This is a genomic window from Microbacterium jejuense (assembly GCF_039544225.1).
Classification (GTDB): domain Bacteria; phylum Actinomycetota; class Actinomycetes; order Actinomycetales; family Microbacteriaceae; genus Microbacterium; species Microbacterium jejuense.
On the sequence record NZ_BAABLG010000005.1, the window covers coordinates 417,550 to 441,005 of the forward strand.

Annotated in this window: 22 protein-coding genes, 1 tRNA gene and 1 pseudogene; 13 read left to right on the plus strand and 11 right to left on the minus strand. The window is 68.9% G+C overall.

Going from position 1 to position 23,456, the window contains the following annotated elements; genetic code table 11:
• Positions 1 to 31 precede the first annotated feature (31 nt).
• The 6 genes from ABEA46_RS11510 (at position 32) to ABEA46_RS11535 (ending at position 4,645) form a co-directional block, all read left to right on the plus strand.
• Entirely contained in the window at positions 32 to 535 is a 504-nt protein-coding gene (locus ABEA46_RS11510; protein WP_345544686.1) for an amino-acid N-acetyltransferase, read from the plus strand.
• Between the two features lie 82 nt (positions 536 to 617).
• Positions 618 to 1,328, plus strand: a complete 711-nt coding sequence (locus tag ABEA46_RS11515; protein WP_345544687.1) for a hypothetical protein — start codon at positions 618 to 620, stop codon at positions 1,326 to 1,328.
• Positions 1,329 to 1,539: 211 nt separating this feature from the next.
• Complete coding sequence (locus ABEA46_RS11520) at positions 1,540 to 2,265, plus strand: gamma-glutamyl-gamma-aminobutyrate hydrolase family protein (RefSeq protein WP_345544688.1); 726 nt, start codon at positions 1,540 to 1,542, stop codon at positions 2,263 to 2,265.
• Positions 2,262 to 2,978, plus strand: coding sequence for a FadR/GntR family transcriptional regulator (locus ABEA46_RS11525; protein WP_345544689.1), 717 nt, complete (start codon positions 2,262 to 2,264; stop codon positions 2,976 to 2,978). The genes ABEA46_RS11520 and ABEA46_RS11525 overlap by 4 nt, the downstream gene beginning before the upstream one ends.
• A 32-nt stretch (positions 2,979 to 3,010) precedes the next feature.
• Positions 3,011 to 3,421 (plus strand): dehydrogenase, encoded by a 411-nt coding sequence (locus ABEA46_RS11530; protein ID WP_345544690.1) that lies wholly within the window; start codon positions 3,011 to 3,013, stop codon positions 3,419 to 3,421.
• A gap of 186 nt (positions 3,422 to 3,607) precedes the next feature.
• Positions 3,608 to 4,645 carry a glycoside hydrolase family 43 protein gene (locus ABEA46_RS11535; RefSeq protein ID WP_345544691.1) on the plus strand — a complete coding sequence of 346 codons (1,038 nt, stop codon included), beginning with the start codon at positions 3,608 to 3,610 and terminating at the stop codon, positions 4,643 to 4,645.
• 90 nt (positions 4,646 to 4,735) lie between these two features.
• Here ABEA46_RS11535 and radA read toward each other — a convergent pair whose 3' ends face one another.
• From radA to ABEA46_RS11555, 4 genes and pseudogenes are all read right to left on the minus strand, one after another.
• On the minus strand, positions 4,736 to 6,106 hold the full coding sequence (gene radA, locus ABEA46_RS11540; RefSeq protein WP_345544692.1) for a DNA repair protein RadA: 1,371 nt from the start codon (positions 6,104 to 6,106) through the stop codon (positions 4,736 to 4,738).
• Between the two features lie 86 nt (positions 6,107 to 6,192).
• Positions 6,193 to 7,302 (minus strand): annotated as a pseudogene (locus ABEA46_RS11545) (serine hydrolase domain-containing protein).
• Positions 7,303 to 7,507: 205 nt separating this feature from the next.
• Complete coding sequence (locus ABEA46_RS11550; protein ID WP_345544693.1) at positions 7,508 to 8,461, minus strand: L-lactate dehydrogenase; 954 nt, start codon at positions 8,459 to 8,461, stop codon at positions 7,508 to 7,510.
• Between the two features lie 132 nt (positions 8,462 to 8,593).
• The gene (locus ABEA46_RS11555) at positions 8,594 to 9,964 is read right to left on the minus strand and encodes an MFS transporter (protein ID WP_345544832.1); all 1,371 of its coding nucleotides are present in this window, start codon (positions 9,962 to 9,964) and stop codon (positions 8,594 to 8,596) included.
• A gap of 220 nt (positions 9,965 to 10,184) precedes the next feature.
• On the opposite strand from ABEA46_RS11555, the gene ABEA46_RS11560 reads away from it, so the two are divergent.
• Both ABEA46_RS11560 and ABEA46_RS11565 read left to right on the plus strand, forming a co-directional pair.
• Entirely contained in the window at positions 10,185 to 11,042 is an 858-nt protein-coding gene (locus ABEA46_RS11560) for an LLM class F420-dependent oxidoreductase (RefSeq protein ID WP_345544694.1), read from the plus strand.
• A 67-nt stretch (positions 11,043 to 11,109) separates the two neighbouring features.
• Positions 11,110 to 11,200 (plus strand) — tRNA-Ser (locus ABEA46_RS11565).
• Positions 11,201 to 11,634: 434 nt separating this feature from the next.
• On the opposite strand, the gene ABEA46_RS11570 is transcribed toward ABEA46_RS11565, so the two are convergent.
• Entirely contained in the window at positions 11,635 to 13,116 is a 1,482-nt protein-coding gene (locus ABEA46_RS11570) for an arylsulfatase (RefSeq protein ID WP_141892299.1), read from the minus strand.
• A 281-nt stretch (positions 13,117 to 13,397) separates the two neighbouring features.
• On the opposite strand from ABEA46_RS11570, the gene ABEA46_RS11575 reads away from it, so the two are divergent.
• Both ABEA46_RS11575 and ABEA46_RS11580 read left to right on the plus strand, forming a co-directional pair.
• On the plus strand, positions 13,398 to 13,922 hold the full coding sequence (locus tag ABEA46_RS11575) for a hypothetical protein (protein ID WP_191173237.1): 525 nt from the start codon (positions 13,398 to 13,400) through the stop codon (positions 13,920 to 13,922).
• 38 nt (positions 13,923 to 13,960) lie between these two features.
• A complete protein-coding gene (locus ABEA46_RS11580; RefSeq protein ID WP_345544695.1) occupies positions 13,961 to 14,962 on the plus strand; it encodes a diacylglycerol/lipid kinase family protein in 1,002 nt (333 codons plus the stop codon).
• Between the two features lie 10 nt (positions 14,963 to 14,972).
• Here the strand turns inward: ABEA46_RS11580 and ABEA46_RS11585 are convergent, their stop codons facing one another.
• Positions 14,973 to 15,137 (minus strand): hypothetical protein, encoded by a 165-nt coding sequence (locus ABEA46_RS11585; protein ID WP_191173235.1) that lies wholly within the window; start codon positions 15,135 to 15,137, stop codon positions 14,973 to 14,975.
• Positions 15,138 to 15,317: 180 nt separating this feature from the next.
• On the opposite strand from ABEA46_RS11585, the gene ABEA46_RS11590 reads away from it, so the two are divergent.
• Together ABEA46_RS11590 and ABEA46_RS11595 are read left to right on the plus strand one after the other, a co-directional pair.
• Positions 15,318 to 15,971: a GAF and ANTAR domain-containing protein gene (locus tag ABEA46_RS11590; protein WP_345544696.1), complete on the plus strand. Its 654-nt coding sequence runs from the start codon at positions 15,318 to 15,320 to the stop codon at positions 15,969 to 15,971.
• Positions 15,972 to 15,993: 22 nt separating this feature from the next.
• A complete protein-coding gene (locus ABEA46_RS11595; protein WP_018170308.1) occupies positions 15,994 to 16,707 on the plus strand; it encodes a GAF and ANTAR domain-containing protein in 714 nt (237 codons plus the stop codon).
• A gap of 23 nt (positions 16,708 to 16,730) precedes the next feature.
• Here the strand turns inward: ABEA46_RS11595 and ABEA46_RS11600 are convergent, their stop codons facing one another.
• The 5 genes from ABEA46_RS11600 to ABEA46_RS11620 form a co-directional block, all read right to left on the minus strand.
• The gene (locus ABEA46_RS11600) at positions 16,731 to 17,831 is read right to left on the minus strand and encodes a fatty acid desaturase family protein (RefSeq protein WP_345544697.1); all 1,101 of its coding nucleotides are present in this window, start codon (positions 17,829 to 17,831) and stop codon (positions 16,731 to 16,733) included.
• 142 nt (positions 17,832 to 17,973) lie between these two features.
• The gene (locus ABEA46_RS11605; protein ID WP_345544833.1) at positions 17,974 to 19,431 is read right to left on the minus strand and encodes a glycoside hydrolase family 130 protein; all 1,458 of its coding nucleotides are present in this window, start codon (positions 19,429 to 19,431) and stop codon (positions 17,974 to 17,976) included.
• Entirely contained in the window at positions 19,428 to 20,327 is a 900-nt protein-coding gene (locus tag ABEA46_RS11610; protein ID WP_345544698.1) for a glycosyltransferase, read from the minus strand. Before ABEA46_RS11610 ends, ABEA46_RS11605 begins: the two co-directional genes overlap by 4 nt.
• Before the next feature lie 113 nt (positions 20,328 to 20,440).
• Positions 20,441 to 21,571: a glycosyltransferase gene (locus ABEA46_RS11615; protein WP_345544699.1), complete on the minus strand. Its 1,131-nt coding sequence runs from the start codon at positions 21,569 to 21,571 to the stop codon at positions 20,441 to 20,443.
• Between the two features lie 174 nt (positions 21,572 to 21,745).
• Complete coding sequence (locus ABEA46_RS11620) at positions 21,746 to 22,738, minus strand: glycosyltransferase family 4 protein (RefSeq protein ID WP_345544700.1); 993 nt, start codon at positions 22,736 to 22,738, stop codon at positions 21,746 to 21,748.
• A gap of 214 nt (positions 22,739 to 22,952) precedes the next feature.
• Here ABEA46_RS11620 and ABEA46_RS11625 point away from each other — a divergent pair, with 214 nt between their 5' ends.
• On the plus strand, positions 22,953 to 23,264 hold the full coding sequence (locus ABEA46_RS11625) for a hypothetical protein (RefSeq protein ID WP_345544701.1): 312 nt from the start codon (positions 22,953 to 22,955) through the stop codon (positions 23,262 to 23,264).
• Positions 23,265 to 23,456 lie beyond the last annotated feature (192 nt).

A 23,456-nucleotide genomic window follows, 5' to 3' on the forward strand; every position in this document is an offset into this window, starting at 1 on the left:
CTGACGGTTCACGGGGTTCTACGCTTGACGGGTGGCAGAGTTCACGATCCGGCCGGCGCGTACGCGCGACGTGCCCCGCATCCAGGCGCTTCTCGAACCGTTCGTGCAGCGGCGCATCCTGCTCGGCAAGGACCTGGTGGTGCTCTACGAGGCCACGCAGCAGTTCCTCGTCGCCGAGGATGCGAACGGCGATCTCATCGGCTGCGGCGCGCTGCACGTCATGTGGGAGGACCTGGGCGAGGTGCGCACCCTCATCGTCGCCGACGGCTGGCTGCACCACGGCGTCGGTCGCGCGATCGTCGACGGGCTGGAGCACAACGCCCGAACGCTCGGTCTCTCGCGCCTGTTCTGCCTGACGTTCGAGGTGGACTTCTTCACGCGCCGCGGCTTCGAGCCGATCGGCGAGCAGGTCGTGGACCCCGACGTGTACTCGCAGCTCATCCGCTCTCCGGACGAGGGCGTCGCCGAGTTCCTCGACCTCGCCCACGTGAAGCCGAATACGCTCGGCAACACCCGCATGCTCAAGCGGCTCTGATCGGGCGTTATCGAACCTCAGGGTTTCGCGGTCCGGCGCGCGCCGGTTCAGGATGCCGCCGACCGCGGTTTAGCCTGTCAACATGACCGGCACCACTGCGCGACGTCGCCACTCACCGGCGGTGTACCGTCGTCGGCGCATGGTGCTGCTCGTCGGCGTGCTGGTGGTCGTGGGTGTCGTGTGGCTGTTCATCGCGCAGCCCTGGGCGGGCGCCGAGAAGGCCGACGCCAAAGACGCCAAGACGGCCGATCAGAACCAGGCGGACTCGCTTCCGGTGCCGTCGTCGGGTGCGACCGAGGTCGCCGGCGACAGCAATGCCGGTGATGCGGGCACGACCGCGGGCGCCACCGACAATGCGACGCCCACCCCCGGTGCGACATCGACCGCCGTGCCGTGCGTGGCGAGTGCGGTCACGGTCGAGGCTGTCACATCCGCCGACACGTACTCGGGCGACGAGAGCCCGCAGTTCAGCATCAAGCTCACCAACAACGGTCCCGACTGCACGCTCAACGTCGGGACGAGCGGCCAGTCCTTCACAGTCTCCAGCGGCGACGACGTGTGGTGGCGGTCCACGGACTGCCAGAGCGAGCCGAGCGATATGGTCGTGACGATCGCCGCCGGGCAGACGGTGTCGAGCGCTTCGCCCCTCGCGTGGGACCGCACCCGTTCCGCCGTCGGCACGTGCGCCGACGAGACCCGTCCGCGCGCGCCGGGCGGGGGCGCCTCGTACAACCTCTCGGTCGAGATCGGCGGCATCCCGGCGACGCAGCCGAAGCAGTTCCTGCTCTACTGAGCCCGATCGGCACCCGCCCCCGCGGCGCGGATCCTCCGCGAAACCGCGGAGCGGGGCGTCCCCCCGGACCGCCCCGCTCCCCGCACCGGGTGTTGGCCGAACACCGGTCGTGCGTGCTTTCGATGATTGTCACCCCTATTGGTACGCTGTGTCTACCTTTGAGGCAGAACTTTTGAGGGGACGGTGGGAATTGGGGTCCACGAGAAGGCCGTTGATCGGCCTGACGACCTACCTTGAGCAGACGACGCAGGGGGTGTGGGATGTCCGAGCGGCGTTCCTCCCCCAGCAGTATTTCGACGGCGTGACCTCGTCCGGGGGCATCGCCGTGCTGCTGCCGCCGCAGCCGGACCCCGAAGAGGCGGCCGAGGCCGTGCTCGACGGGCTGGACGGACTGGTGCTCACCGGGGGCCTCGACGTCGAGCCGGCGCTGTACGGCGCGGCGCGGCATCCACTCACCGACCCGGCGCGACCCGACCGCGACGCCTGGGAGCTGGCACTGTTCCGCGGCGCGGAGCGGCGGGGTCTGCCCGTGCTCGCGATCTGCCGCGGGCTGCAGCTGGTCAACGTCGCGCGCGGCGGGACCCTGCACCAGCACCTGCCCGAGGCGCTCGGCACCGAGCGCTACCGCATCGGCGGCGGCGTGTTCGCGGTCAACGAGGTCGTCGTCGACGACGACTCGCGACTGGCCGAACTGGTCGGCCCGGGCGGACTGTCGGTGCACAGCTACCACCACCAGGGCATCGACCGGCTCGGCGAGGGCCTCGTCGCCTCTGCGCGCACCGACGACGGTCTGGTGCAGGCGTTCGAGTCTGCCGGCGACGGGTACGTCGTCGGCGTGCAGTGGCACCCCGAAGAGAACCCCGGCGACCGCCGGCTCTTCGAGGGGCTCGTGGCCGAGGCATCCACCTTCTCGCTGTCGTCCGCGCTGCGGCCATGACCGACGCGCCCCTGTCGGAGGTGCGGAAGGCCGTCTACCGGCCGGTGCGCGAGGGGAACGCCCTCGAAGACACCACCGCCCGGCTGGTGCAAACCGTGCGGCTGGGCGTCGTCCCGCCGGGGGAGTCGCTCCCCTCGGAACGCGAGCTCGCCGCGATGTACGCGGTCAGCCGCGACACCGTGCGCGAGGCCATCCGAGAGCTCGCGGATGCCGGCTATCTGGTCCGCCGTCGCGGCCGCTACGGCGGCACGTTCGTCGCCGACCCGCTGCCGCACCCCGAGAATCCGCGGCTGGTCACGGCCGAAGAGATGCAGGACGTCCTGGGCATGCGGCGCGTGCTCGAAGCCGGGGCGGTGCGCACGGCAGCCGCCCGCACGCTCGACGCCGCCGCGCGCGACGAGCTGTGGGCGCACTACGAGGCGGTGGCCGCGGCATCCGAATCGGACTACCGGCGGCTCGACACGCAGCTGCACCTCGCGATCGCCGAAGCCGCCGGCATCCCGTCGCTCGTCGCGCTCGCGGCCGAGAACCGGGCGCGGGTCAACGAGTGGCTCAACACGTTCCCGCTGCTGCGCCGCAACATCGAGCACTCCAACGCGCAGCACGAGCGGATCGTCACCCTGATCCTCGCTGGCCGGCCGGATGCCGCGGTCGCGGCGATCCTCGAACACCTCGCAGGCTCGGAAGCACTGCTGCGCGGGTTCCTCGCCTGAACGGCACCGTCGGGCCTGGTTAGGCTGGAGGGGTGGCAGGCAAGAAGCGCGCGAAGAAGGCGAAGGAACCCCTGGAGTTCCGCAACACTCAGCTGAGCGACGCTTTGCAGACGCAGGACATGGCGGCTGTCGCGTTCGCGCTGCGCCACGGCCCAACTGTCGTGCCGCTCATGCAGAAGGGCCAGCGCGACAACCCGCTCGACGTCGGCGAGGTGTGGACCTACCGCGACCCGAACACGGGCGACCTCGCGCTGCTGCTGTTCAGCGACGCCACGCACAAGCCCGAGGCGCTGCCGCCGGACGTCGCACTGCAGTCGCCGGGCTGGCTGCGCGCCTTCCTCGAGACGCATAAGGACCGCATCACGACGGTCTTCTTCGACATCGCCGGGCCGCATCCCATGCAGGCCACGCCCGCCGACATCATCGCGGCTCTCGACCACTGACCCAGGCATCCGCGACACTCCGATCGCGCTGCGCACCGTCGGCGGCTCGGTTCGGCATGCTCACGGGGTGGAATACGTCCTGGTGGGCATGGTGTGCGCGGTCGGACTCGTGATCCCCATCGCGCTGGGCTTCGTGGACCCGCACCGGCATCGCCGCCCGCGCGGGCGCTGACCCCTGGAGGAGCTGTGACCGCCGCGCCGACGCAGACGCTCGACGAGATCCCGGTGCACGACCCGTTCGTCGTCGCCGACGCGCGCACCGGCAGGTATCACCTGTTCACGGCGTTCGACGGCCGCCGCGGGCTGATCCCGGGCACCGGCGTCGTCTCGTACACGAGCGAGAATCTGCGCGATTGGTCGGGCCCGAACGTCGTGTTCCGGGTCCCCGGCGACAGCTGGGCGGATCCGGATGCCGCGCCCTGGGCCCCGGAAGTGCACGAGCACCTCGGCCGCTACTACCTCTTCACGACCCTGCATCAGCCGGCGACCGAGCTGCCGTGGCCGCAGCGCGGGACGACGGTGTTCGAGGTGCGCGCGGCCGATGACGCCGGCGGCAGGCACCCGACGGCGCGCGGCACCGTCATCGCGGTCGCCGACACGCTGGAGGGGCCGTTCGAGCTCGTGCGCACGGACCGCCCGATCCCGCCGCCGGAGTTCATGACCCTCGACGGCACCCTGTACGTCGACGACGACGGCACGCCGTGGATGGTCTACGCGCACGAGTGGGTGCAGGTGATCGACGGGACGTTCGAGGCGATCCGGCTTGCGCCGGACCTGAGCAGCGCGGTCGATGACCCGGTGCACCTGTTCCGCGCCTCGGAGGGATCGTGGCTGAAGGAGTGGACGCCGTCGGCAGGTTCACTGGCGCCCTACATCTCGGACGGCTGCCAGCTGCGACGACTGACCAGCGGTGCGCTGACGATGCTGTGGGCCTCCTACCGACGGCATCCCGACGGCCACGACGAGTACATCGAGACGTCCGCGACATCACCCAGCGGGTCGTTGTTCGGGCCCTGGGTGCACAACGGCATCCTCGTGGACGGGAACGCCGGCCACGGCATGGTGTTCGACGGGTTCGATGGCAAGAGCTACCTGATCCTGCACCGGGGCATGAACACGCCGGTCGTGCGCGCCGAGATCTTCGAGATCGCCGACGACGGCGACCAGCTGCGGATCGTGGCCGACCGTCGCGACCTGTCGCACCCCTCGGAGCGGCGGGAGTGATGCCGGCCGCGCGCGGTGACGGCAGCCGGGCTGTCGCTCGTTCTCGTCGCCTGCGCGTCTCCGCTCTGAACCTGTCTGCGGCCGCGGGGCTCAGAACTCAGGGATGTCGTCGCCGGGGCGGCCCTTCGTGCGCGCGCGGACGTCGTTGAGCGCACCGAGCAGGCGGCCCGAGCGGTTGTCGATGAGGTCGCGGTAGCCCAGGCGCGCCGCCTCGGTGCGGCGCTGTGCGGACTGCGTGACCGGGCGGATCTCGCCCGCGAGGCTCAGTTCGCCGACCGCCGCGATGTGGCGGGGGATCGTGAGGTTGTTGACGGCACCCGCCACCGCGAGCGCGATCGCGAGGTCGGCGGCCGGCTCGGTGAACCGCACCCCTCCCACCGTCGAGACGTAGACGTCCTTGTCGGACGTCTTGACGTCGACGCGCTTCTCGAGCACCGCGAGCACGGTAGCCACGCGGGCGGCGTCGACCCCGTTCACGATCCGCCGCGGGTTCGGCGACTTGCTGTCGATGACAAGCGCCTGCACCTCGACGGGGAGCGCCCTCCGGCCTTCGAGCGCGATCGACACGCACGTCCCCGGCTCTGTCGTGCCGTGCCCGAGGAACAGGGCGCTCGGGTCGGGCACCTCGGCGATGCCGGCGCCGGTCATGTCGAAGCAGCCGACCTCGTCGGTCGGGCCGAAGCGGTTCTTGAGCGCGCGCACGAAGCGCAGCGACGTCTGCCGGTCGCCCTCGAACTGGCACACGACGTCGACGAGGTGCTCGAGGATGCGGGGGCCCGCGATCGAGCCGTCCTTCGTGACGTGCCCGACGATGATCGTGGGGATCGCGCGCTCTTTGGCGATGCGGATCAGCGTCGCCGCGACCTCGCGCACCTGCGACGGATGCCCGGCCATGCCCTCGGACAGCGCCGACGACACGGTCTGCACGGAGTCCACGATCAGCAGCTCGGGTGCCACCTCGTCGACGTGCCCGAGGATCGTCGCGAGGTCGGTCTCGCTCGCCAGGTACAGCTCGTCGTGCAGCGCCCCGGTGCGCTCGGCCCGCAGCCGCACCTGCGCCGTGGACTCCTCTGCGCTCGCGTACAGCACGCGGCGCCCGGCGCGCGCGGACTGCGCCGCGACTTCGAGCAGCAGCGTCGACTTGCCCACACCGGGCTCACCCGACAGCAGGATCGCGGCGCCCGGCACGATGCCGCCGCCGAGCACCCGGTCGAACTCGCCGACGCCGCTCGTGCGCCGCGGCACATCGGAGGTGTCGATGTGCGTGATCGGCTGTGCCGCCCGCGAGGCTCCGGGGGCCACCGGCGTCACGGATCGCAGGATGCCCGTCTGCTCCGCCGCCTCGACCACGGTGCCCCACTGCTGGCACTCGCCGCAGCGCCCGACCCACTTGAGGGTCGTCCACCCGCACTCCGTGCACCGGTACGGCGCGGTCTGCGTGGGGCGTCGGGGTGCTGCCATGCGTTCAGCGTACGTGCGGCGTGCGACATCGCCCGCGAGGCCCGCGCGACGGATGCCGCGGTCCGCGGCATCCGGTCCCCTCCGTCTCAGCCCAGGGCGGCCGCGAGCTCCTCGAACAGGGTCGGGGCGGGCAGGCCTCGACCGTCGAACTCGATGTCGGATGAGGCCACGACGATGATCGTGGCGTCCTGGTCGTACGAGTGGAAGACGGAGGTCGTGTAGCCGGGGATGGTGCCGGAATGGCCCCACCAGCCGTCCGGCCGGGCACCCCACCCGATGCCGTAGCCGCCCTCGGCGGTGTTGGGCGGCGGCGACGACAGGATCGAATCGCGGCGCAGCTGCAGCAGCTCGGGGGTGAGCACGCCCTCGCCGGTGAACAGCGCGTCGGCCCACAGCTCGAGGTCGTCGAGCGTCGAGATCACCTCGCCCGCGGTGTTGCCGAACGACGGGTTCCAGTCGGTGGCGTCGGCGACCGTGCCGTCGGGCTGACCCTGCACGGTCACGCCCGACAGGCGCGGTTCATCCATCGCGGCGGAGCCGTCGGGGTAGACCGTGTGATCCATCCCGAGCGGTTCGAAGAGGCGCTGGGCGAAGACATCGCCGATGGGCTGCGACAGCACCTGCTGGATGACCATGCCGAGCAGGATGTAGTTGGTGTTCGAATACATCCACACGTCGCCCGGCGTGCCATCGAGGGGGAGCGTCTTGGCGTAGTCGAGCAGCTCCTGCGACGTGAAGACGGTGCTCGGATCGCCGAAGTAGGCCGCCTGCCAGTCGGGGTCTGTCGACTACGAGGGGATGCCGCTGGTCATGTCGGCCAGCTGGCGCAGCGTCGCCGAGCCGTTGGGCGCGTCGGGCACGTACATCGAGATCGGGTCGTCGAGGCTGACGAGCCCTTCGCCGACGAGCTGCAGCAGGATCGTCGCGGTCATCGTCTTGGTGAGGCGGCCGATGCGGGTGTGGTCGGTCGCGGCCGGCGTCTCGCCGTTCTCGGGAGAGACCGTGCCCACCGTCCCGCTCCACGTGCCGTCGGGCGTGATGACCCGGGCGATGACCCCCGGCAGCCGGTCGCCGATCGGCGCCTCGTCGAGCACCGTCTGCAGCGCCGCCGCGGTGTCGGCGGGCAGCGTCTGCGCGGTCTCGGCAGGCGTGGACGACGGCGTCGCCGTCGGCGCCGGAGCGGAGCATCCGGTCATCGCCACGAGGGCGACGACGACAGAAGCGGTGAGCGCGAGGCTCCTGGACACACGTGTGTGCGATCGCACGAAGACCCCCCGGTTCGTTCCCCCAGGAGAGGCTACTGGCTCGACGCGGCAGCCGACCAGCACGGCGCGACGCCGGGGCGCAGCAGGTACAGCGAGGGGGATGCCGCGGCCCGCGGCATCCCCCTCGTCAGGTGCGTCAGCCGCGCAGCGAGTCGGCGACCTCCCGCAGCGCGTCGGCGGAGCGGTGGAACAGCTCGAGCTCGCGGGCGTCGAACTGCGTCTGGCGGATCGGGACGGCGCCGGCGGCGCTCACGACGGACGGCACCGACAGGGCGACGCAGTCGACGCCGTGGAAGTCGCGCAGCACCGGCGAGACGGGCAGCACCGCGTGCTGGTCGCCGAGGATCGCCTCGATGATGCGCGCGCTCGACAGCCCGATGGCGTAGTTGGTCGCGCCCTTGCCCTGGATGACCTTGTAGGCGGCGTCGCGCACGTCGATCGCGATCTGGTCGAGCTCCTCGGCCGTCATGCGGTCACCGCGCGGGGTGACCCATTCGAGGATCGGGACGGTGCCGATCGTCGCCTTCGACCACAGCGGGAACTCGGTGTCGCCATGCTCGCCGACGATGTAGGCGTGCACGCTCGACGTCGAGACGCCCGCGCGTTCGGCGAGCTTCCAGCGCAGGCGCGAGGTGTCGAGCACCGTGCCCGATGCGAAGATGCGCTCGGGAGGCAGCCCGGTCTGCTCCTGTGCGAGCACGGTCAGCACGTCGCAGGGGTTCGTGACGATCACGTAGATGGCGTTGGGGGCGGCCTCGAGCAGCTGCGGCATCATCGACTTCATGATGCGGGCGTTGACGCCGGCGAGCTCGATGCGCGTCTGCCCCGGGTCCTGCTTGGCGCCCGCGGTGATCACCACGACGTGCGAGCCCTCGACGACCGACAGGTCGCTGCCGCCGATGATGTCGCTGGAGCCGGTGAACTGCGTGCCGTGGGCGAGGTCGAGCACCTCGGCCTCGACCTTCTGGGTCGCGATGTCGTACAGCGCGACGTGGCGGGCAGAGCCGCGGATGAGTGCCGCGTAGGCGGTGCTCGATCCGACGCTTCCGGCTCCGACGACGGTGACTTTCGAGTTCTCGATGACGGCCATGCGGCCAGTCTGGCAGGGCGGACCGCGGCGGGGCCAGCGTGTTCCGCCGTGTCAATGGGTGAGAGTGGATGCCGCACCCCGACGCGCCTCGGCGCGGACCGTTCCGGGCGGCCGGGGGCGGCATCCCCTCGATCACGACGATGGCTGCGCGGCCGGATCGCGGGGCGGATTGCGGATGCCGAGGAACGACGTGATGCCGCCGGCGATCATGAGCGCGGCGGTCACGATCGCAGACCGGTGGAAGCCGTCGAGGTCGAGCGAGCCGCCGACGATGACCGCGAGCAGGGCGACGGTGACAAGACCGGCGACGCGGGCGACGGCGTTGTTGACCGCGGACGCGATACCCGAGCGCGCGGGCTCGATGGCGCCGAGGATCGCCGAGGTGAGCGGCGCGACGGTGAGCGCCAGGCCCACACCCATCACGATCATGCTCGGCAGCACCTGCCACCAGTACGAGAACTCGGTGGTCGTGGTCAGCAGCAGGAGGGATCCGACGCCCATCGTGAGGGGGCCGACGGTCATGAAGAAGCGGGGGCCCCAGCGGCCGCTCCAGGCGCCCGCGCGCGAGCTGAGGAAGATCATGATGACGGTCATCGGCAGGCTGGCCAGGCCGGCGAGCGTCGCGGGAAGGCCCGGCCCTTCTTGCAGGTACACGACGACGACCATGCCGTTCAGTGCGAGCGCGCCGTAGATGAAGGCCGTGGCGACGTTGCCCGTCCAGAAGTTGCGCACGCGGAACAGGTCCAGCGGCAGGATCGGGTGGGTCACGAACCGCTGCCGCAGGATGAACGCGACGAACAGGATCGCGCCCACCACGAGCGGGATCCAGATGGTCGGCGCCGTCCACCCGGCGTTCGGCTGCTCGATCAGCGCGTAGACCATGCCGCCGAGGCCCAGCGTGCACAGCACCGCCCCGACCCAGTCGATGGACGCGTCGGGATGCCGCACGTCACGGAACCCGCCGCGCGCGAGCAGGATGAGGGTCGCCGCGATCGGCACCACGTTGATGAGGAACGCCCACCGCCACGACACCAGATCGACGAGCACGCCACCGATGAGCGGGCCCACGATCATCGCCGACGTCGTCATCGCCGTCCAGATGCCGATGGCGCGGCTCTGCGCCGCACCCGTGAAGTTCGACGTGATGAGCGCGAGCGAGCTGGGCACGAGGAACGCGCCTGCCGCACCCTGCACGGCGCGTGCGATGATCAGGAACTCCGAGGTCTGCGCGGCGGCGATCGCGATCGACGCGACGCCGAAGCCGATGAGCCCGATGCGCAGCACCAGCACACGCCCGTAGGCATCGCTCACCGAGCCCGCCACCAGGATGAGCGCCCCCAGCGTGATGAGGTACGCGTCGACCACCCACTGCTGCGTGGTCAGGCCGCCGCCCAGCTCTTCGCTGATCGCGGGCAGGGCGACATTGACGATCGTGCCGTCGAGGAACGCCACGAACGACCCCAGCACGGCGATCCACAGCACGAAGCGCTGCGTCGTCGCCATGCGGTCCGGCGCTGCGGCGGCGGGGGCGTCCTCGGTCACCTGCCCCACGCTAGACCTGGCGGGTGACATCGGGACCGGCATCAGCGAACCGTCCCCGCCGTTCGACCGCCGGCATCCACCCCTTCACGGGCGCAGCCGGAATCCGCCGTCGACCCTCACTGCACAGAGGGCTAACCTGACCCCTGGAGCGGACCCCACGCGCTCCGGGAGGACGGCGCGGATGGACTACGGCATTCACATCGCGGACTTCACCTGGCGCAGCGGCGCCCACAGCCTCGGCCCCGCGCTCGCCTCCCACGTGCGCAACGCCGAGGCCGCCGGCATCCGCCGCATCACGGTCATGGACCACTTCTGGCAGCTGCCGGGCCTCGGCCCGGTGGAGCACGAGATGCTCGAGGCGTACGCGACGCTCGGCTTCATCGCCGCGCACACCGAGACGGCGCTGCTGCACACCCTGGTCTCGGGCGTGATCTACCGGCACCCCTCGCTGCTGGCGAAGCAGGTGACGACCCTCGACGTGCTGTCGGGCGGACGAATGGGGCTCGGCATCGGCGCCGCATGGAACGACGAGGAGTGCCGTGGGCTCGGCTTTCCGTTCCCACCGGTCGCGCAGCGGTTCCGCGAGCTCGAAGAGACGCTGCAGATCTGCCTCCAGATGTGGTCGGACTCCGAGGAGCCGTACGAGGGCGCGATCTGGCAGCTGGAGCGCACACTGAACTCGCCGCAGGCGATCACTCGCCCGCACCCGTACCTGCTGATCGGTGGCGGGGGAGAGAAGAAGACCCTGCGCCTGGTCGCCCAGTACGCCGACGCCTGCAACCTCGGCGTGCGCGACGAGCTGCCCACCCACAAGCTCGACGTCCTGCGTGCGCACTGCGACGACGTGGGGCGCTCGTACGACGACATCGAGAAGACCGCGATGGTGGCCATCACGCCGGAGTCGACGGCGTCGTCGCTGGCGTCGCTGGCGGCATCGCTCTCGGACCTCGGATTCACCGCGACCTACGTGTTCGCCGTCGGCATCGACGAGCCGTCACGCGTGGTCGATGTGATCCACGGGGCTCTTGAGCTCGAGTGAATCTCGACGGGATGCCGCCCCCGGCGCCGATTCGCGGCATCGGCCATCGTGACGTAAGCTTGTCGGCGGTGACGTGTCCGAGCGGCCGAAGGTGCAACTCTCGAAAAGTTGTGTAGGGTAACCCCCTACCGTGGGTTCAAATCCCACCGTCACCGCCAGAAAGTTCCTGATCAGACGCCTATTTTTTCGATGGGCGTGAACAATATGGGAACAAACGTGAACAGCCCGTGGAGATTTCCACGGGCTGTTCGTCGTTTCACGCGCTCTGCGCCGGGAGGACTGCCGAACATCCTCGCCGGGTTTCGTGCGTTCTCGGCGAGCGACGGTGGATGCAGAGTGGCGTCCCACGGTAGGGCTTCGCGTCGACATGGGGGACCGCTTTCGGGCATTTCTGGCGGGCGGGGCGTACGAGCATCGCGCGCTCTTCGCCCGCCCAGCCAAGCGCCGCCCGACTTCAACCCCCAGGCCGCTGCGGCCACATGGCAAGGCAGCTGACCAGTCCGGCGATGCACGCTGACCGATCCCGTTGCCGTGTTGGTCGAGAGCATGTCTGGGCCACACCGTGGTGTGGCCCAGACATGCTGCATGGTGGTTATCCGGCGGAGGAGAGTCCGTGGAGCATCTTCGCGATCTGCTCTTGCACCTGTGCGTCGTCGATCTCGAACATGGCGTAGCTGATTCCGGCTGACTGGATGGGCCGGTTCGGGTACTGCTTGTAGGTGGGGAGCACGCCGAGCAGCCGTTCCGCCATCTGCGGCAGCTGCCAGGTCTTCTCGGCGAAGCTGTTCATGAAGATGTCGTACCGCTCCTGCGGGTCCTGCCACAGGTCGAACAGCTCCGGGACGATCGCCGTATACGACGCGGGGCCTCGCCAGCCGTCGCGGACGTTCCAGACCGCCTTCCACTTGCCGAGTCGGACGGCGCCGGGGACGAGCTCCGTCTCGGTCATATAGAACCAGTGGTCCCGGGTCGAGGGTCCCTCACCCTTCAGCAGCGCGGTCTGGTCGTAGCTGTCGAAGATCGTCGGCTCGCCGTCGCGGTCCTCGGTCGGCAGTTCCACACCCGCGATGCTCGCGAACGTGGCCATCAGGTCCAGGGACCCGACGATGTCGGAGTTGCGACGCCCGGCCTCGATCGTTCCCGGCCACCAGGCGATCGCGGGGACGCGGCTGCCGCCTTCGTAGTCGGTGCCCTTGGTGCCGCGATACGGGGTGTACCCGCAGTCGGGGTACACATCCTGCCAGGCGCCGTTGTCGGTGGTCCAGATGATGAGGGTGTTCTCGGCGATGCCGAGCTCGCGCACCTTGTCGACGACCTGACCGACACGGTGGTCGAGCTCGACGAGGGAGTCGAGGTACTTCGACTTGGCCATGGAGGCGCCCTCGAACTCCGGGTGCGGCAGGTTCGGCTGGTGCAGCTTCGCGGTGTTCAGGTACAGGAAGAACGGGTTCTCACCGCCTGCGTGGTTCTCGATGTAGTCGAGCGCGATGTCCGTGGACTTCTCGTCGATGAGCGGGATGTTCGACGAGTCGACCTTCTCCACCTCGTGAGGCTTCTCGCCGGCCTTGCCCTCGAGCGCGCCGATGACATTGCCCCACATCTTCATCGTGGCAGGGTCGTCGAACGGGAAGTCGGGGTTGTACGCCTTATCCGTGTACGTGTACGCGTTCAGGTGGTACAGCGTGGTGTTGTACATCTCGTCGAACCCGTGCGCGGTCGGCATCGCATAGTCGGCTTCTCCGAGGTGCCACTTGCCGATCTGGCAGGTGTCGTACTGCGCCTTCTTCAACACGCTGGCCAGCGTCCACTCGGCAGCCGGCAGGCCGCCGCCCTGGCCGGGGAACGCGACCGTGGTCATACCGCTGCGGATCGGGAGACGCCCGGTCAACGCCGCGGCGCGCCCGGGCGTGCAGCTGGGCTGCCCGTAGAACGACAGGAACTGCAGGCCCTCCGCTGCGAGGCGGTCCAGATTCGGCGTCGGCGCACCACGGTTCTCGCCGCCGCCGTAGCAGCCCAGATCCCCCCAGCCCACATCGTCGGACATGAACAAGATGATGTTCGGCTTCTCGGCCATTTCTCGATCTCCTCGCCTAGGACGTTTCGGTTCGGACGCTATCAGAGGCCACGCTCCTACCGCCGACTGCTCGTCCCCACCTGGTCGGTTGCGATCAGATCTTGATGGGGAAAGACGATGACTCCCACAATGCCCACCCTTGTCGCCTGGATGCGGGCACTGGATACCTGGCTGAACGCGATCGAATCTCACATCTCTGATACGACGTGTCGCGGGCTCCGCCGATAGTCGACTGTTCACGAACCTGAGAGCTACACATCTAGGAGGCGTACCGTTCGATCATGGAGACACAGACACGAACGAGCGGCATCGATGTCGCTGCGCTGGGCCTGGGATCAGTGCTGGTGGGTTCGCTGCCTGCTGCGCTGCTGACAGACCACGCCCCGGAGCGTTACACGGTGGAGGCGGTATTCACCCGTCGCCCTGAACGCGACGAGGTGACCGAGATCCTGGGCACCGAGACCCGGGATCGACTCGCGAGGGCGGGCTACCCGACCGTCGAGGTGACGGTCTCGGACCGCCGGCTGGAGATAGCGAACACGAACCTGGAGGAACTCCGGGACGGGCTTGCGGAGGTACTGGCGGATCGCCTGGCAGAGATCAGCGCGGCGGTTCGAGCTCGACAGGATGCCGCGGCAGTCAAGTTCCACGATGCGGCGGAGACAGAGCAGGCCCGCGCCGCTGCCGTGGCGGCGCTCGCGGAGTCCGTCACATTTCAGGTATCCACGTCGGCGGGGGCGCGAGAGACCCCGACAGATCGCGAGCAGATCGACAGTTGGCGAACCGAGGGCGGGCACAGCCGCTGATCACGGCACGCGTGCCCGGCGCGCCCCCACGATCGCGGATGAGTGGGCCGGAGCAGACGGACGACGGGCGACCGCACGCGGCGGTCGTCTACAACCCGACGAAGGCGCCGCTCGAACGCATCCGCACGGCGGTTGCCGAGCACGAGCGTCAGCTGGCGTGGAAGCCGACACGGTGGTACGAAACCGCGAGCGACGATGGCGGCCGAACTGCCGCGGCGCAGGCTGCCGCGGGCGACCCGGCGGTCGTGATCGTCGCCGGCGGAGACGGCACCGTCCGCGCCGCGGCCGCGGAGTTGCGCGACACGGGCATTCCGATTGCGCTGGTCCCCTCCGGCACGGGGAACCTGCTCGCCCGCGACCTCGGCACACCCCTCAACGACATTCCCGCCAGCGTCTCGGTTGCCTTCACCGGGGCCAATCGCACGGTCGATGTCGGTGTCGCGGAGGTCGAGGACGAGGACGGCGTCCGGCAAGCGCACGTGTTCATGGTGATGGCGGGCATCGGACTCGACGCCCAGATGGCGCAGGAGACCAGCGCGGTCGCGAAGAAGCGTCTCGGGTGGTTCGCGTACGTCACGCCGATCGCACGATCGATCGTCGCGAATCGGCTCTTCCACCTGACGTACCGCATCGACGGCGGACGCAGCAGATCCACCCGCGCGCACACCGTCATCGTGGGCAACTGCGGAACCCTCACGGGCAACATGCTGCTGATCCCGGCCGCGGTCATCGACGACGGACTCCTGGATGTCGTCATCATGCGGCCGGCGGGTCCGTTCGGCTGGGCGCAGATCGGAACGAGGCTGACGCTCCAGAGCGCTGCTCGCCGCTCCCCGTTCACCCGGCGATGGCTCTCACGGTCGCCGGACCTTCACGCGCTCGGCTACGTCCAGGGCAGGCAGTTCGAGGTGCGCTTCGAAACCCCTCACGCGGTGGAGCTGGACGGTGACCCTTTCGGGCACGTCGTCCGTGCGCGCATCAGCGTCGCACCGGGTGCGCTGCACGTTCGCGTCGTGGCCCCGCCGTCGACGGCGTCGTGACCCTGCTCGATCAGGGCTTGGGGCGCCGGGCGCGCTGGCGGAGGATCCCGAAGATGAGGGTGCCGACGAAGAGCACGATCCCGATGATGCCCAGCCACATCAGGCCGTCGAAGACGAAACCGACGATCGACAGCACGACCCAGGCAACCAGCAGGATGAGAAGGACTGTCCACATGTTCCTCACCGTACGCTCCTCGCCCGACCGAAGACAGAGCTCCGCCCGTCGCGCCGATGGCGCGTGTACGCTCATGAGCAGGGCACCGAGACCCCGCGCCTGGTCATTCTGATATGAACGGTGGCGCAAGCGATGTCCACGAGTCCCGACGACCAGCCGGGTGATGCCCTCGAGATCGCCGTGGCCACGCTCACCGCCGCAAGCGACGGCGATCTGTGCTCGCCGTTGTGCGCTGCTGTCTCGATGCCCGGCGCGGTGGTGTCGACACTCGGCTCGCCGATGGGCTCAGAGACGGTGTGTGCCAGCACGAAGCTCGGCGCACGGATCGACGAGATCCAGATCGACCTCGGCGAGGGGCCGTCCTGGGAAGCTCTGCGCACGAGGCTTCCTGTCACGGCGTCCGACCTGCAGGTCGATGGCGGGGCGTTGTGGCCCGGCACATGGGCCGCCCTGCGAGAGCTCGATGTGGGAGCGCTCTTCGCGTTCCCGCTGTATGTCAGCACGCTCGGCATCGGCTCGATCGCCCTTTACTCGATGACCGCCCGCGAGTTGTCCGATGCTGACATCGAACGGATGAGCCGCCTGGCGGCCATCGTCTCGAGCACTCTCCTGAGGAGGGCGCTGAACCGTCTCGATGCACCGGACGACGGTGCGCGGGAGGAACCGTACTCCCGTCGTGAGGTTCACCAGGCGACCGGAATGGTCGCAGCACGGAACAGCGTCGGCGTGGACGACGCCCTCCTGCTCCTCCGCGGCCACGCGTTCGCGGCGGGGCGTCCGGTGCGCGACGTCGCGGCGGACGTCATCGCACGCCGGCTCGACCTGAGACTGTGATCCCAAGGCTTAGGATGACGGCATGACGGCGCTCACCCGCGAGCATCAGCTGCTGGGAACCTTCGTCACTCTGGCGGACTCCCTCGTCGACGACTTCGACATCGTCGACGTACTCCAGCGGCTCGTCGACGACTGCATCTCGCTGTTCGACGCGTCGGCTGCCGGCATCCTGCTGCTCAGCCCGTCCAACCGGCTGGAAGTGATCGCCTCCACGAGCGAGCGGAGCGAACTCGTCGAGCTGATGCAGTTGCGCGTCGGCGCGGGGCCCTGCGTCGAGGCGGCGACGGGGGGAGAGGTCGTCTCGGTCGACGACATCGATCAGATCGCCCATCGTTGGCCCGCATTCGCCACCGATGCGCGCGCTTCCGGGTTCTCGTCGATCCATGCGATCCCGCTGCGGCTGCGCGACTCGACGCTGGGATCGCTGAATCTGTTCCGCGATGAGGCTGGCGCGCTGAACGCGGCCGATGCCGCGGCCGCGCAGGCATTGGCCGATATCGCCACCATCAGCATTCTGCAGCAGCGTTTGGTCGAGGAATCCGAGCTCGCACAGGCTCAGCTGCAGCGCGCGCTCGACAGCAGGGTCGTGATCGAGCAGGCCAAGGGATACCTCGCCCAGATGCGGGACATCGACATGGATGAGGCGTTCGCACGGATCCGGAGCCACGCCCGCTCCACACAGACGCGCATCGGCGTCGTCGCGCGCGACGTCATCGACGGGCGACTGTCACTCTGACTCCTCGATGGCCGGGCGAGCAGCTAGATGGCTTGCCGCTGCTGGAGCAACGGGCACTCGAACGGATCGCGCTCGCCGAGCCCGACTCTGTTGATGTAGCGGACGACGATTCCGTAGGACTGCCAGAGGCCCTTCTCCGTGTAGGGCACACCGTGTTCCTCGCAGAAGGCGCGGATCATCCCCGACGCCTGACGTAGATGCGGTCGCGGCATCGAGGGGAACAGGTGATGCTCGATCTGGTAGTTGAGTCCTCCCATGGCCGTGTCGAGCAGGCGACTGCCACGGATGTTGCGGCTCATCAGCACCTGCCGGTGGAGGAAGTCGACCTTCACGTCGGCCGGGACGAGGGGCATCCCCTTGTGGTTCGGTGCGAACGCCATTCCCATGTAGACGCCGAACAGCCCGAGCTGGATGCCGAGGAAGGCGAATGCGATCCCTGGGGACAGCACCAGGAAGACGAGCACGACGAACCCGACGATCCGCACAGTCAGGAAGGCGATCTCGATCGGACGGTGTCGCAGCTGCTCGCGCGCGAACACACGCCGGACGCTCGACGCGTGCAGCGACAGCCCTTCGAGCAGCAGGATCGGGAAGAACAGCACTCCTTGATGCGCGATCAGCCAGCGCAGCGGACCGCTTCGGCTCGCGCGACGGCGGTCGGCCTGCTCGGGGGTGAACGCGATGACCGGGAGTTCGATGTCGGGGTCGCTGCCGATCTTGTTCGGGTTCGCGTGGTGCCGCGTGTGCTTGTGCTGCCACCAGCCGTAGCTCATGCCCACGAGGAGATTCCCCAGGACGAGGCTGGTCCAGTCGTTCCACCGGCCGGAGCGGAAGATCTGCCGATGCGCGGCGTCGTGCCCGAGCATGGCGACCTGGGTGAGCAGGACGGCGAGGACGGCGCCGGTGACCAGCTGCCACCACGTGTCGCCGAGGAGCACGAAGACGGCGAGCACGCTCGCGATGACGATCGGCGCCGCGATGAGCTTGGTCCAGTAATACCCGTAGCGGCGCCGCATGAGGCCGCTTCCTGTCACCGTCTGCGACAGCTCGGTGTAGAGGTTCGGCGCTTTCGGGGTCGTGGACCGCACGCTGGAGGCGATCGACCCGGCAGTGTTGATGGCCATTTCGTGCTCCTGTCAGATGTAGCGCACGGCGTGCGCCGAATGACAGGGTCTAGGCCATCTGACCTCAGATTACGCCCCTTCCCGAGTGTGGGTGTCGGCATGCAGCAAACACGAAGGCGATCCCCTCGAATTCGCTGCAGGGCTACCGAGCCATGTGCGCGAGAAGCTCGTCGACCTCGATCGAGCACACGCCGATGCGCGAGTCTCCGATGCCGATCGGGACCCAGACCACACCGTCCACGATGAGCCCGCCACACGAGTACACGACGTTGGGCACGTAGCCGTCGCGGCGGTCGTCGATCGGCTGCACGATCGGCGTCGACGTCCGGCCGAGGACGATCGTCGGGTCGTCGAGGTCGAGGAGCAACGCCCCGAGGGAGTATCTGCGCATCGGGCCCACTCCGTGAACGAGCACGATCCAACCGTGCGGCGTCTCGAGCGGCGGGCCGCAGTTGCCGCACTGGACCATCTCCCAGGGCTCCGACGGTGCGTGGACGATCCCGACCTGGTCCCAGATCACGCCGTCGTGAGACTTCGCCAGCGAGATGTTCTCGCCGTCGGTGCGGCTCAGCGCGAGATACCTGCCCGCCACGGGTCGAGGGAACAACGCCATCCCCTTGTCCTGAGCGGCATCGCCGGTCAGCCGATGGATGTCGAACTCGCGCAGATCCGAGGTGATGATGAGACGGGGCGCGATGGTGCGACCGTCGTACGCGGTGTAGGTGCCGCGGTAGTGGGTGGTCCCGGCGAGGCCGGTGAATCGCACGAATCGCGCGTCTTCCATCCCGTGCCGTTCCTCTGCCGCGACAGGGGTGAGCACACGCTGGCTCAGGGACGTCTCGGCAGAGAACACGGCGCGATAGACGGAGATCGCCAGCTCGCGAATCGCCTCGATGTGCCGAGCGCTGTCCGCACGCCGAGAGAGCGCCTTCGGCAGGCGTGTCACGGAGGCCTCGACGTCTGACACGGTGAACCGGTCGTCAAGCCCCTGCAGCACATTGTGCGAGATCTCATTGACGAGCCCCGCCTCTTCGACTGCGGCGCGGAAATGGGCGATGCTCCAGTCTCCTTCGTCGATCCGCGCCCGCCACAGCGGCAGCATCCGATCCAGGAATGTCCAGCGGCGGCCGGGACCGATGATGGCTTCGGCGAATTCGATGGAGGAACGGTGACCCTCCCCGATGGCGCGGAGAGCTACCGCGACACGCAGCTGCCCGGGAGCCAACCCTGTCTGGTCGGGATGCTCGATCGCGCTGGGGTTGCACAGAGCGGCTCCTTCGACGGCGTACTCCGCCGTGAAACTCGCGCCGAGCACCAGACGACGCGCGACGCTGAGGTCGACCGGGTGTGCCAGGCGGGAGCTCACGACGGCGGCGTTCTCCAGGAACAACGCGCGGATATCGGGATGCCGCGAACCGAAGTCATGTGTCAGCTCGGCCGCGAGCGCATCGATCTGTTCGTCCGGTATCGCGATGACGCGAGCGATGATCTCGCCGGCGCGAGAGTGCTCGGCGGACCATTCCTCGCCCGGCAAGAACAATTGGGCGATCACCCGATCCGGCTGCTGCCTCAACCCTGTCGCGTGGATGCGGGCTGTCATGATGCTGTCAGCACACGGTGTCGGAGCGCCTGCTGGTAGCTGCTCAATGCGGCCAATGTCGATTCTGCTCCGCGGTTCTCGTTCCTGCCGCCGGGTTCTAGCCCGTCGAAGCCGGCGCCGGTCTCGGCATCGAACATGGTGGTCCCGCTGTCGTTGAGACCGGTGAACCAACGCCACGCGAGCGCGATCGGAGGGAGCCACGCCGAGTCACCGGTGACGGAGTGTGCCGTCGCACACGCGTCCGCGAGCGCGGCGAGCTCCAGTGGCTGCTGGTCGAACGACGGACCCTTCTCCCCGGGTCCGCGCCCTGCCGTCCCGGTCACGGAGAATCGGTCGTCCGACATCTCCACGGAGAGCAGGAAGTCGAGCATCTGCAGCCCCTGGGTCGTGGCCGCAAGGTCGTCGAGAGCACTGCCTGCGGCGATCAGCGCTTCGGCGATGGAGGCGTTCCCATAGCCGAGGCGACGTTCGGGCCACCGCCACGATGGATCCGGCAGGTCGGGCATCGCCCGGATGTACTCCCGGAGAAGTGTCCGGGCGATGTGGTCGTCGGCGCGCACACGCACGATCTCCGCCGCACCGAGGGCAGCGTAGGCGAGGGTCCGCAGACTCGTCGACCGCTCGCGGGCGGCGATCCGAAACGTCCGCAGGGCGCGAGCACGGGTCCACGGGTCGCCCCGCTGCGCGGCGATCGTGCCGAGCGCCCACAGCAGTCGTCCCCACCAGTCGCCCATGGCCGGGTTGTCGGACCACTCGCCGTCAGCATTCATCCGGTTGTGCGCGAGACCGTCTGCGCGCACCGCCGACTCCAGGAAACGCAGATAGGTCGCAGCCAGTCGCCGGAGCTCGACGGTCTGCTGCCGCTCGCGCGCGACCACGATCAGCGCGCGCGCCACATCGTCGACGCAATATCCGTGTTCGCGGCGAGGCGCGGCAAGGAGAGCGTGCTCGAAGATGCCGTTGTGATCCGTCAGCGCGCAGAGGTGATCGTATGGCGGAGAGGGGACGATCATGCTGCCCTGCCGGCGGCGAGCCTCGCTGTCACGGTACGGTAGCGGTCGGCGACCGCGGACCACGTCGTCTCGTTCGTCTCGCGGAGCGCTGTTTCGCGCATGCGATCGGCGACGGCGGTGCCGGTGATGATCTCACGGAGCGCCCGCGCCGTGGCGTCAGGGTTCTGGTGCGGGACCACGATCCCGGCTCCGCTCGACAACAGCTCCACAGCGTGAGGGAATGCCGTGGCGACGACGGGAACGCCGGCTGCAACGGCTTCGGCAAGGACGCCGGAGGTCGCCTGGTCGACAGAGTCGTACGGGAGGAGCACGACATCCGCCGACGCGATCAGTGCGGCGAGCTGGGACGCCTCGAGGTAGCGGCCGTCGATGCGGACCGATGACCCGATGCCGAGGTCGCCCGCGAGACCCGCGAGCATGGTGCGGTAGCTCTCCCCGGCATGCGCGAGCACCTTGGGGTGCGTCTGTCCAGCGACGAGGTACTCGACAGTCGGCGTGATGTCCGTGAGCTGCGCCATGGCGCGGATGCCCCACTCGATGCCCTTGCCGGGCGAGAGGAGGCCCCACGTGACGACGCGGCGGCCGCTGTGCGGCTTCGATTCGCGGAGAGCCACATGCTGCACGCCATGCGGGATGACGCGAACGCGGGCGAGATCGACCGCGTAGGTCGCGGCGAGGTTGTCACGGGCGTGGATCGTCATCACGACCACCACGGACGCGAGTCGGCACACCTCCTCGAGGACCTCCCGCTGATGCGGCGTGGGCGCCACGAGCACGGTGTGGAGCACGACGACGGCGGGGATCCGCAGTGCGGCGAGCACATCGAGGACCTGATCACCGTCGCGACCGCCGTAGATCCCGTATTCGTGCTGCACGATCACGACGTCGCACGCATTGAGGGCCATGGTCGCGCGCAACGTGCTGAGGCTGTCGTCGGCGATCAGGTCGGTGCTCACGCGCGATCGCACGCGAGGATCGTGCCGATCCCGCTCTCCGGGCTGATCGAGCGCACGAACGATGGTGCCCTCGTCGTCGTGCCGGACGAGCGCGGTGGAGAGCGACTCGGTGAATGTGGCCAGCCCGCAGCGGGTCGGCGGAAAGGTGCTGAGGAATCCGTAGTGGGTCACGGCGACGCTCTCTGATGATGCCCGTGGGCAATCGCTCCGGGCGATGGCGAGACGTCTGCCGGCGGCATCCCTCGTGGAACCGCGCCTTCATCGCCGCGGTCCGGTCCACCTCCGGGTTCGCACCCGGACGCTGTGGTTGCACGCTACACGGCCGACCTGGACGTCGTCACAGGATCAGCGAGCCAGCACCGTCTCGTAGACGCTCAGGTACTCGTCGACCATCCGCTCCACGCCGAATCGCGCGACGGCGCGTTCGTGGACGCGACGGCGGTCCAGCGACGCGACGGCCGGGAGGGCCGAGATCGCCTCGTCGATCGAGGCCACGGTGCTGCCCGTCACACCCTCGTCGATGACCTCCGCCATCGATCCCCGGCGGTACGCGAGAGCCGGCGTTCCACACATCATCGATTCGGCCACCGAGAGCCCGAACGGCTCGTCGAAGTCGATCGGGTGCAGCAGTGCGGCGGCGTGACCGAGGACGCGCGCGCGTTCCTCGGGTGCCACGGCGCCGAGGAAGACGACGCGGTCCCCGTCGATGTGGGGCTCCACCTCGTCGCGGAAGTAGTCGACGTGCTGGACGAGGCCGCAGATCACCAGCCGGCGGCCGGCCCGCCGCGCGATCTCGATCGCCGTAGCGGTGCCCTTGTCGGGGTGGATGCGTCCGAACGACACCAGGTAGTCGCCAGGCTCGGGTACGTACGGGAGCTCCTCGGGATCGATCCCGTGGTGGATCGTCGCGACGTAGTCCAGGCCGGGGGAGCGATCTGCGTCGGAGATGGAGACGAACGTCGAAGCCGAGGCGAGATACGCGGGCAGGATCGCGGGACCGGAGAAGCCGTGGATCGTCGTGACCATCGGGGCGGCCCAATGGGCGGTGAAGGCGAGCGGCAGCCAGTCGAGCTGGTTGTGCACGAGATCGTATTCGCTCGACCGTTCCAGCGCGTGTGCGACGTGGAGCGCCTCCCACACCCGGCCGTCCATCGCCGGGTCCTCCGCGTAGCCGTGCGGCGCGACGGCATCGAGGTAGCCGCCGGTGATCGAGTCGGCGGTGGCGAACAACGTCACGTCAACCCCGCGACGCACCAGCCCCTCGGTCAGCAGGCTCGTCACGCGCTCCCACGGTCCATAACTGATCGGCGGCGTCCGCCAGGCGATGGGACCGAGCATCGCGACCTTCACTGGAGCACTCGTCGGTTCGTCGCGGTGGCCGGCACGTCGCTTCCGTTCGTCTGTGCCTGTGCGCTCATGATCGGACGTTACGCCCCCATCCTGGATGGCTCACAGCTCGAGTCGGCACGTGCACCCGACGCACGACTCCGCGAGCACTCCGGGCTGCTCGCGCTCGGCCCCCACTCGCGCCTGCCGCATGGGACGATGAGGCATGGAACAGTCATCACGCGCCCGCTCGTGCGCCGTGGGAGATCTCGACGACTTCGACATCAACCACCGTGTTTCGTTCGCGCGCCCTCCGAACCACAGCAGTTCACGACCTCGCGTGAGCGGTCGCCTCAAGCGCATCAGGGGTGTGGACTACCTGATGGGAAACATGCGTCGCCCAGGCATTGAACTCGTGGTCGCCTTTCCGCGACAGCTCGGCGGCGAGGTCGCGGACGTCTTCGGTCCGCTGCCCTTGACATATCTGGTCGAGGTGGGGCAGCCGATGCAGGACCTTCGCAAACCGTTCGCGTACTGACCGGCATCATGCGGAGCTTGCTCGCACTCACGTCGCGATCCTGAAAGACCGTGATCTTCCGCGTGTGCCGCCGGCGGCCGATGGGCCGACCGACTCTCCTTCCCTGAACAAGGGCGTGAACAATGCGTGAACAAGTGCTGGGATCGTCTGCAGTCGCATGCAGTGTCTGATGCCTCGATACCCGCGTGATTG

Coding starts and splice junctions, on each gene's coding strand:
- radA (WP_345544692.1), bottom strand. CDS start 6,106: ATGGCAGCACCCCGACGCCCCACGCAGACCGCGCCGTACCGGTGCACG.
- ABEA46_RS11515 (WP_345544687.1), top strand. CDS start 618: ATGACCGGCACCACTGCGCGACGTCGCCACTCACCGGCGGTGTACCGT.
- ABEA46_RS11570 (WP_141892299.1), bottom strand. CDS start 13,116: ATGGCCGAGAAGCCGAACATCATCTTGTTCATGTCCGACGATGTGGGC.
- ABEA46_RS11525 (WP_345544689.1), top strand. CDS start 2,262: ATGACCGACGCGCCCCTGTCGGAGGTGCGGAAGGCCGTCTACCGGCCG.
- ABEA46_RS11620 (WP_345544700.1), bottom strand. CDS start 22,738: ATGCTCGGTCCCATCGCCTGGCGGACGCCGCCGATCAGTTATGGACCG.
- ABEA46_RS11575 (WP_191173237.1), top strand. CDS start 13,398: ATGGAGACACAGACACGAACGAGCGGCATCGATGTCGCTGCGCTGGGC.
- ABEA46_RS11560 (WP_345544694.1), top strand. CDS start 10,185: ATGGACTACGGCATTCACATCGCGGACTTCACCTGGCGCAGCGGCGCC.
- ABEA46_RS11600 (WP_345544697.1), bottom strand. CDS start 17,831: ATGGCCATCAACACTGCCGGGTCGATCGCCTCCAGCGTGCGGTCCACG.
- ABEA46_RS11585 (WP_191173235.1), bottom strand. CDS start 15,137: ATGTGGACAGTCCTTCTCATCCTGCTGGTTGCCTGGGTCGTGCTGTCG.
- ABEA46_RS11580 (WP_345544695.1), top strand. CDS start 13,961: ATGAGTGGGCCGGAGCAGACGGACGACGGGCGACCGCACGCGGCGGTC.
- ABEA46_RS11595 (WP_018170308.1), top strand. CDS start 15,994: ATGACGGCGCTCACCCGCGAGCATCAGCTGCTGGGAACCTTCGTCACT.
- ABEA46_RS11555 (WP_345544832.1), bottom strand. CDS start 9,964: ATGGCGACGACGCAGCGCTTCGTGCTGTGGATCGCCGTGCTGGGGTCG.
- ABEA46_RS11625 (WP_345544701.1), top strand. CDS start 22,953: ATGGAACAGTCATCACGCGCCCGCTCGTGCGCCGTGGGAGATCTCGAC.
- ABEA46_RS11605 (WP_345544833.1), bottom strand. CDS start 19,431: ATGACAGCCCGCATCCACGCGACAGGGTTGAGGCAGCAGCCGGATCGG.
- ABEA46_RS11550 (WP_345544693.1), bottom strand. CDS start 8,461: ATGGCCGTCATCGAGAACTCGAAAGTCACCGTCGTCGGAGCCGGAAGC.